Raw genomic sequence first — 8689 nt, forward strand, 5'->3', positions numbered from 1 at the left:
TCATTGGGGAAACGGTATAATATTGACTTTTACGTACAAGTCAATTTTGGTCGTTTCAGCCCGACATGAACCACCAGGTGGCAAGCCCGAGGAACGAGAAGAAACCCGTTGTGTCGGTGATCGCCGTCACAAATACCGCCGAGGAAACGGCTGGATCGGCCCCGGCCCGGTGCAACAGTATGGGGATCGTGATGCCGGCCATGGCGGCGGCGAACATGTTGATGAGCATGGCCGTGGTGATGAGGCCGCCGATCGAGACGTCCTGGAACCAGAGCGCTGCCACGGTGCCCACCAGACAGCCGAACAGCACGCCGTTGATGAGGCCGACACCCGCCTCGCGCCGCGCCACGCGCCAGGCGTTGTGAATGTCGAGATTGCGGGTGGCAAGCGCCCTCACCGTCACCGTCATGGTCTGGGAGCCGGCATTGCCGCCCATGCCCGCCACAATCGGCATCAGGATGGCGAGCGCCACCACCTGCTCGATGGTCGCCTCGAACAGCGAGATGACGGAGGCAGAGACGAAGGCGGTGAAGAGGTTGACCGCGAGCCACGGAACGCGCGAGCGGGACGTCTCGACGACACTGTCCGACAGCTCTTCGTCGCCGACGCCGCCGAGGCGCATCAGGTCCTCCTCCGCCTCCTCCTGGATCACGTCGACCACGTCGTCGATGGTCAGCACACCGACCAGCCGCTCGTTCTCATCGACAACGGCAGCAGAAAGAAGGTCGTACTGCTCGAAGAGCTGGGCCGCCTCTTCCTGGTCCATCTCGGCCGGGATGGGATGGGTGGTCTCACGCATGATGGTTTCGACCTTCACCTGACGCTTGGTGCGCAGGATGCGGTCGAGATCGACGGTGCCGAGCAGCTTGAAGGTCGGATCGATGACGAAGATCTGTGTGAAGGTCTCCGGCAGGTCTTCCTCGTCGCGCATGTAGTCGATCGTCTGTCCGACCGTCCAGAACGGCGGAACGGCGACGAATTCGGTCTGCATGCGCCGGCCGGCCGAACTTTCGGGATAATCGAGAGCCCTGCGAAGACGCACCCGCTCGGTGAACGGCAGTTGGGCGAGAATTTCCTCCCGGTCCTCGTGATCGAGGTCTTCGAGAATGTAGACGGCATCATCCGAATCGAGATCGCCGATCGCCGCGGCGATCTGGGCATTGGGCAGATGCTCGACGATCTGCAGGCGGATCGCCTCGTCCACCTCGGTCAGCGCCGTCAGGTCGAAATCGTCGCCGAGCAGCCGTACCAGCGCGATGCGTTGATCGGGCTGGATCGCCTCGATCAGGTCACCGAGTTCCGATTCGTGCAGACGCGCAACATTCTGGCGCAGGAACAGAAGATCGCGATCGGCGATCGCCGCCCCGACCATGGCGAGAAAGTCAGAACGGATAGAACCGTCCTCCGCATAGATATCGGCGGCGTCGTCCTGAGCGGTGCGGATGCGGGTTTCTTCGCCGGTCTCCGTCATCTTAGCGCCCTCGTCTCGTTCTCATGGCTTGCCCGGCTTTCCGGCCGAAAAGGAGAATGGCGTCAAAAAACGCTTTGTCAACAACCGCATAGGCTCACCCTGAGGCGAACTGTGCAAATGCGAACGCTTCCTGCTAACCTATTGGCGGAACGAGGTCCAGCAATCCCCTGCAAGAGGCCTGAACACGTCCGGAGAAGGGTGACGCCCTGCCTTTTTTTCAAGGAAATATCCAAGATGAGCATTCGCCCGATCGTCCGCTTTCCCGACCCTCGGCTGAAGACCCCGTGCCGGCCGGTCACCGTTTTCGATCCGGCCCTGAGACAACTGGCCGACGATCTCTACGAGACCATGAAGGCGGCACCCGGCGTTGGCATCACCGCCGCCCATATCGGCGAGCCGCTGCGCCTGGTGGTGCTCGAACTGCCTGAACTCGGCGGTCGGCGCGACTATGCCAATCCGGAAATCCTCTCCTCCTCGCCGGAAACCATGGAGCATGAGGAAGGCAGCGTTTCCATGCCGGGCGCCATCGAAACGGTCATACGCCCGAGGAGCGTCGAGATATGCTACGATGACCTCGACGGCTCGAAGCGAACGGAAAGGCTGGAGGGGTTTCCGGCCATCTGCATGCAGCATGAAATCGACCAGCTCGACGGCATCTTCTGGCTTCAGCGCCTCTCCCGGCTGAAGCGGGAACGCCTCGTCAGGAAATGGGAGAAGGGCCGGCCCTGATTTCGCCGCGACGGCCGAACCGAACGGCGAGCCATGCGTTTCGATAAAACCGGTCGGCAAGGAGGTCTCGATGGCAAACGGCAAGCGCAAGGACGAACTCTCCCGCGAGGAGGACTACCGCGAATTCGAGCAGCGCGATCTGGAGGACGGCTGGCCTTACGACGACGATTCGACGTCCGACACGGCACCGGTCGACAATAGCGCCTATGGCGAGGACGGCGAAAATTCCGGCCGGAGGCGCCGCGAAGGATATGGAATCACCAACGCGGACCGGAACGGCAACGCACCTTTTTCGGAACGGCCCGAACTTCCCGAAACGGGAGACGAGCGCGGAGTTGAAGACGACGACCAGCTCGAATCGGATATTGCCGCGGTGATCGAGAACGAGACGGACGTGAACCTCGATGCCATCGACATTCACGTGGAAGGCGGCGTGGTGACGCTTCGCGGCGAGGTCGACACGGTGGCGGAGCGACGGCTGGTGGAGCTGAAGGTTCTCGGCGTCAAGGGCGTCCGGCGCGTTCGCAACCACATCAATACAATCGGCACAGACAGTCACATCCCCCGCGATACCGAATGAGGACGCTCAAAAAGGAAAAGCCGGCTAGCCTTTCGGCGTGCCGGCTATCGAATTGATTTTCCGAAGAAAATGGTGCGGTCGAGAAGACTCGAACTTCCACGGGTTGCCCCACAGCGACCTCAACGCTGCGCGTCTACCAATTCCGCCACGACCGCATCGTGGTAGGGCCGACTTGCGTCGACGGGGGTGCATGTAGCAAAAGCATTTTGGGTGCACAAGAGCGTCGTGACAGTTTTTTGAATTTTCCTCCGGCGCCTGTTGATGGCCCTGTCCACGATGCCCTTGAAACGCCGCGTCTTTGTTGCCAAGTAGAGGAAAAATGAAGGCTTTTCCCATGCAGCGCACCGAAATCTCCACCGAAATGCACGCCATCGAGGGATCGCCGCCGGTCAGATGGCGCATTTCCGAGGGTCTCGTGCCCTATGATGTCGCGGTCGCCGAGATGGAGCGACAGGTTGCAGCGATTGCCGACGGTGAAGCCGACGAACTCGTCTGGCTGCTGGAACATCCGCCGCTCTATACGGCCGGCACCAGCGCCGACTCGGCCGATCTGATCGATCCCGACCGATTCCCGGTTTTTGCGACGGGGCGCGGCGGCGAATACACCTATCACGGTCCCGGCCAGCGGGTCGCCTATGTGATGCTGGACCTGAAACGCCGCCGCCAGGACGTCCGCGCCTATGTCGCGGCCCTCGAAGAAGTGGTCATCCGCACGCTGGAAAAGATGAATGTGCGGGGCGAACGCCGCGAGGACCGCGTCGGCGTATGGGTGCGCCGCCCGGAAAAGCCGCTTCTGCCAGATGGCACGATGGCGGAGGACAAGGTAGCCGCCCTCGGCATTCGCCTGCGCCGCTGGGTGAGCTTCCACGGACTGTCGATCAATGTCGACCCGGATCTCGGGCATTTCTCGGGTATCGTGCCCTGCGGAATCACCCAGTATGGCGTAACGAGCCTCGTCGACCTCGGCCTGCCGGTGATGATGGCGGACGTGGATATCCGCCTCAGGGAAGCCTTCGAGGAGGTCTTCGGCGAAACGGTGCGCGACGGTGCGCAGGAAATCGCTGCCTGACGGAACAGGCCCCGGCCGTTGAACCGCGACGCGGCTGCGATTTCACCGCGACGTTTCGATGTTCTCTCGCGACTCGCATCGTCGCGGAACCGGAGCACGCCTGTGTGTGGCATGCCCTCGACAAGCGGTCAGGCCTTGGCGGCGCAATTCAGCGCCTTTTCCTCTTCTTCGTAACGTTCGATCTGGCGCGAAAGCGACTGGATCAGCCGTCCGCATTCCTGGTGAAGCTGGTCGAGATGGGCAAGCTGCAATCGCATGGCCTCGAGCGGCAGCCGCCTGTCATGATCGTCCGGACCGATACCGACGCCGGTCATCAGCCACATCGGCGACACGCCGAGAATGCCGGCAAGGTTGAGAAGCCGTGTCGGCAGGGGCTCCGCCCGGTCCGCCTCCCAGCCGAGCAGGGTTTCGCTGGGAACCCCGAGTTGACCTGCGAGCACATCCGGACTGATTCCCGCCGCATCCCGGGCCGCCGAAAGCCGCCCGCCGAGCGTATCGTCGCTCGCATCGGGAAAAAGCGTCAGCCGATTGCCGGGAATGAGAATGTCCATGATATGCGTCTCCCTTCATCCGCAACGTGAGGCTGTCACCTACCCGTGGGGCGTAGTCTCCACGCCTCCGGCGCCACCCGGTTCAAGATATGGGCGATGCCGATGTTTTGCCACCCTGTCGCCGCCATCGGCTGGCGACAAGTCGCCATTTAGCCCCTTCGGCCGGTTCGCAACTTGATCTCGATCATCCCCCATGCTTCATGGTGGCTTTCCTGAAAGCCGTTGCCATGTCCCAGTCGAAGCCCCCATCCCTTCAGAACCCCGTGCAAGGCCAGAACCCCGTGCACGGCATGGCGCTGATGGCGATGTGCATGCTGATCCTGCCGTCGATGGATGCGATCGCCAAATACATGGCGACCTACGAAGGCATGTCGCCCGGCCAGGTCACGTTTTACCGTTTCTTCTTCCAGCTTACCTGCACGCTTCCGCTGCTCTTCGCCCTGAATGGCTGGTCGGCATTGTCGGCGAAACGGCCCTGGCTCAATCTCCTGCGCGGCGTCCTGCACGGTGCAGCGAGCCTGATGTTCTTCATTGCAGTCAAATACATGCCGCTCGCCGACGTCTTTGCCATTTATTTCGTCGAGCCCTTCATCCTGACGGCGCTGTCGGCGCTCTTCCTCGGCGAAAAGGTCGGCTGGCGTCGCTGGCTCGCCATCGTCGTCGGCTTCGGCGGCGCCATGATCGTCATCCAGCCGAGCTATGAAATCTTCGGCCTGAAGGCGCTGCTGCCGGTCGCATGCGCCTTCCTTTTCGCGCTCTACATGTTCCTCAACCGCGCGGTCGGAAATGCCGATTCGCCGATGACCATGCAGACCATGGCGGGCCTCGGCGGCACGGCCCTGATGGCGGCGGCGCTGCTTGCCGGCAATCAGACGGGCGAAGCGGACTTCCATATATCGCTGCCGCAATCCTGGCTGGGACTTCTGCTGCTCGTTCTGCTGGGCACGATATCCGGCTACATTCACCTCCTGGTCGTGCGCGCCTTCCGCATGGCCCCGCTCTCGGTGCTTGCGCCGTTCCAGTATTTCGAGATCATCGCAGCGACTATTTTTGGCTATTGGCTTTTCGGGGATTTCCCGACTGTCTCGAAATGGGTCGGAATTTCAATCATCGTCTCCTCCGGACTGTTCATTCTCTGGCGCGAGCACACCAGAGCGCAAGAAAGCCAGCAATTTGAACGATCTTCGTAAGGAGCGGCTAACCGCCCTTGTTGGCACATTGGAAACATGCCGTTGCTAGAAGCATCCTCGGTTTCATGATGAAACAGGGAAGAAAAGATGAGCGAATTTCGTCTCTCTTTTCCGGCAAATGTGATCGCCGGGAAGAACAGGCTATCGGCCGAAGACATTTTGTTATTGCGAAAATATTCGTTCCCGTTGGGTATCCGGACCACCGACGATGTCGTGACATTGCTCGCGCTCAACAATTCCTGTCCCGACAAATGCGAGGAATGGAACAGCTTCTTCATCGAATCGCTGACCGCCTTCATCGTGGAGCATTGTTATCCGCAGGGCAGCCTCGACGACATCAATGTCGAATGGATGAAGTGTGTTCTTTCCACCGGCGGAACGATCGAGACATCGCTCGAACTTGCCGTACTTCTGCATGTGATCGACGTTGTTCCCCATGTCCCGCCGTCGCTGCGGGTCTTCGCACTGGATCAATTGCGCATTGCCCTGGCCGAGAATGCCGGCGCGCTTTCCACCGAACGTTTCCCCTCGGACGGTATCACCGCCTATGACCTCGTCTATCTCGATCGGGTGCTGCGCAGCGCCTTCGACGGCGGCGTCCTGCGGCTAACCGAGCGAGAGCGGGATGCCCTCCTCGCCATCGAGGCTGCGGCTTCGAAGGCTTCAAGTCATGTCCGCTGGCGCGATCTTCTGGCCTCAACTGGACGAGACATCGCCTCTTCTCCACGACCGAAGACGGAGGACCTTTCGAACCGCTGGCTGAAGGTTCCGGATCACGTCTTCCTGGATGCCGAACAGGTTGCCTGACGCCGGATATCACCGGTATTTGACTGAAGTCATTTGAATTTTAGCGAATTCTTTTACCTCGACCCAAGATCTCCCGCCTAGACTTCTCCTCCCGGAAAGATGCGGCAGGCGCTTGCCGCGGGAGAAATCGGTGACAGCATTCCACACGGCCTTCCTGCTGCTTGGCCTCAATCTCGGCCTGCTGTGGCTGCTGCTGGCAGCGCCGCTCGGCAGCCGCACGATCACCGTGCGCCGACACCTGAACAGGCGGGCCGAGGAGATCTGGGACATGGTCCGGCCCGGCGGCGGCATGGCGGAATGGCATCCGGCAATCCTGTCCAGCCGGCCGCTGGAGGGCACGCCCGATCGTCTCGAACTCTCCTATCGCCAGCCTGACAGGCAGGGCCACCCGGTTACCCGCATCCTTGCCGTGGACCGCACCGGCGTGACGGCGCAGGGCGAATTCCGCTGCGAACTGCGTATCGTGTCCGACAGCGCGCTCGACGCCGAATTCTGGTCCGCCTACCGCGAGGTACGCCGCATCGCGCCAGCCGAGGCCGGCTCGGCGATCGTCATCGAGCAGACGGACCGCTATCGCGGCCTGGCGGGTTACCTCTATCGCTACTTCACACTCCGCCGCGAGATAAGCGCACTGGAGGATTTTCTGGAGGGACGCAAACCCGTCGCCCACAAACGTTTCGAGCATCCGCTGATACAGACGGCGCTTGCCGTAATCTCCACGCTTCTGCTCTGGCCCTTCTTCGGCATGAATTCGAACGGCCTGATGATATCGGCCTTCCTGACACTGGTGATCGTCTTCCACGAGCTTGGCCACATAGTCGCCTATCGCGCCTTCGGCCATGAGAGCGCCCGGATGATCTTCGTGCCGCTGCTGGGCGGGATCGCCATCGGCGGGCGCCCCTATGACAGCCGGTTCGAGGTGGCGACCTGCGCGCTGATGGGCGCCGGCGTGTCGGCCTTTCTCGTGCCGATCCTGATCGCCGCCCATCAGTCCGGCTTGGAAGCCGGCTCGATTCTGGTTTTTCTGCTGATTCTCGGCGCCTTCAACCTCCTCAATCTCCTGCCGATGTACCGTTTCGATGGCGGGCAGATGTTGCGCCAGATATTCCGCGAGCCGAAGGCGCTGGCGCTCGCATCCTTCAGCGTGACCGGCGTCATCGTCTGGACGGGCTGGCGCATCGGCCTGCCGTCCCTTGCCCTGTTGGCCGCGCTGTCGGTCTTCACCCTCCTGAGCCTGATTCGCACCGGTAGGGCAAAGCCCCGGCATCGACTTGCCGCGATGTCCCCGCCCGAACAGCTGATGACGGGTTTCGGTCTTTACGCCGCACTGTCGATCCATGTCTACGCCGTCGTCTACGCCTGCGACCGTCTATTCGACTGACACGGGGGCATGACTGGTCAGGCGGGATTGACGGCTTGACAGGACGCCCGCCGGAGGCTCCAAGGGGGACATGGACAAGATCAATGCGCCCCTCCCCGCCGGCTATTCGCCGGTACCGCCCGGCATGCTTGCCAACGTCGTTACCTGCCTCGAAATGCGCGCACGTCCGCCGGTCAAGGCCGATCCTCCGGCGGGATCGCTGCGGCTGGAACGCTGGAGCGAACCGGATCTCGACGCTTACCGGGATCTCTTCCGGCGTATCGGCGAGGAATGGATGTGGACGTCACGGTTGGTCATGCCGGACGAGGACCTGAAGGCGATTCTCGAACATCCCGGGATCGAGGTTTTCGCCATGCGCGATGGCGAGAAGAGGGTTGGCCTCATGGAACTCGATTTCCGCAAGGAGGGCGAATGCGAACTGGTCTTCTTCGGGCTTGTGGCAGAGGCTATCGGCAACGGGGCCGGCAGGCTGATGATGAATGCCGCCATCGCCAATGCCTGGTCGAAGCCGATCGGCCGGTTCTGGGTTCATACCTGCCACTTCGACCATCCGGGCGCGGTCTCCTTCTACCAGCGCTCGGGCTTCGTGCCCTATGCCTTCTTCGTCGAAGTCAGTGAGGACCCTCGCCTCACCGGGCATATGCGCAGGGATGCCGCCGCGCATGTGCCGCTGATCGAGGCCCCGTAACATGGCGGTCGATGCCGTCGATTGACTTTTGACAGGCGCAGGAAAACCAGCACCACCCCTTGAGGCGGTCTACTGCGCATGCAACATACCGACACCATTCCGAATAAAGGGAGAAAGCGCCATGGACGTTCGCGCCGCAGTCGCCATACAGGCCGGAAAACCGCTTGAGATCATGACCGTACAGCTCGACGGCCCGCGTGCCGGCGAAGTTTTGATCGAGGTG

The 8689-nt window shown here is 61.7% G+C and carries 9 protein-coding genes, 1 tRNA gene and 1 pseudogene; 8 read left to right on the forward strand and 3 right to left on the reverse strand.

Translation table 11 applies throughout. The features are described from left to right. Positions 1-55 precede the first annotated feature (55 nt). Positions 56-1471: a magnesium transporter gene (mgtE, locus tag J5N58_RS25325; protein WP_112831369.1), complete on the reverse strand. Its 1416-nt coding sequence runs from the start codon at positions 1469-1471 to the stop codon at positions 56-58. Between the two features lie 234 nt (positions 1472-1705). On the opposite strand from mgtE, the gene J5N58_RS25330 reads away from it, so the two are divergent. Together J5N58_RS25330 and J5N58_RS25335 are read left to right on the forward strand one after the other, a co-directional pair. Further along, positions 1706-2200, forward strand: coding sequence for a peptide deformylase (locus tag J5N58_RS25330; RefSeq protein ID WP_112831368.1), 495 nt, complete (start codon positions 1706-1708; stop codon positions 2198-2200). Between the two features lie 70 nt (positions 2201-2270). Continuing rightward, a complete protein-coding gene (locus J5N58_RS25335; RefSeq protein WP_112831367.1) occupies positions 2271-2780 on the forward strand; it encodes a BON domain-containing protein in 510 nt (169 codons plus the stop codon). Between the two features lie 70 nt (positions 2781-2850). Here the strand turns inward: J5N58_RS25335 and J5N58_RS25340 are convergent. After that, positions 2851-2935 (reverse strand) — tRNA-Leu (locus J5N58_RS25340). Between the two features lie 164 nt (positions 2936-3099). Between J5N58_RS25340 and lipB the strand changes: the two genes are divergently transcribed. Continuing rightward, positions 3100-3849 carry a lipoyl(octanoyl) transferase LipB gene (gene lipB / locus J5N58_RS25345; RefSeq protein WP_425314494.1) on the forward strand — a complete coding sequence of 250 codons (750 nt, stop codon included), beginning with the start codon at positions 3100-3102 and terminating at the stop codon, positions 3847-3849. A gap of 128 nt (positions 3850-3977) precedes the next feature. On the opposite strand, the gene J5N58_RS25350 is transcribed toward lipB, so the two are convergent. Beyond that, positions 3978-4400, reverse strand: a complete 423-nt coding sequence (locus tag J5N58_RS25350) for a helix-turn-helix domain-containing protein (protein ID WP_112831366.1) — start codon at positions 4398-4400, stop codon at positions 3978-3980. A 227-nt stretch (positions 4401-4627) separates the two neighbouring features. Between J5N58_RS25350 and J5N58_RS25355 the strand changes: the two genes are divergently transcribed. From J5N58_RS25355 to J5N58_RS25375, 5 genes and pseudogenes are all read left to right on the forward strand, one after another. Beyond that, positions 4628-5590, forward strand: a complete 963-nt coding sequence (locus tag J5N58_RS25355; protein WP_112831365.1) for a DMT family transporter — start codon at positions 4628-4630, stop codon at positions 5588-5590. 87 nt (positions 5591-5677) lie between these two features. Further along, positions 5678-6397, forward strand: coding sequence for a hypothetical protein (locus tag J5N58_RS25360; protein WP_244714217.1), 720 nt, complete (start codon positions 5678-5680; stop codon positions 6395-6397). A gap of 130 nt (positions 6398-6527) precedes the next feature. Then, entirely contained in the window at positions 6528-7778 is a 1251-nt protein-coding gene (locus J5N58_RS25365; RefSeq protein ID WP_113443737.1) for an SRPBCC family protein, read from the forward strand. Positions 7779-7848: 70 nt separating this feature from the next. Continuing rightward, on the forward strand, positions 7849-8466 hold the full coding sequence (locus J5N58_RS25370; RefSeq protein ID WP_113443736.1) for a GNAT family N-acetyltransferase: 618 nt from the start codon (positions 7849-7851) through the stop codon (positions 8464-8466). Positions 8467-8587: 121 nt separating this feature from the next. Then, positions 8588-8689: pseudogene (locus J5N58_RS25375) on the forward strand (GNAT family N-acetyltransferase); the annotation flags it as partial.

The organism is Paenirhizobium cremeum (genome assembly GCF_022884085.1).
Classification (GTDB): domain Bacteria; phylum Pseudomonadota; class Alphaproteobacteria; order Rhizobiales; family Rhizobiaceae; genus Allorhizobium; species Allorhizobium cremeum.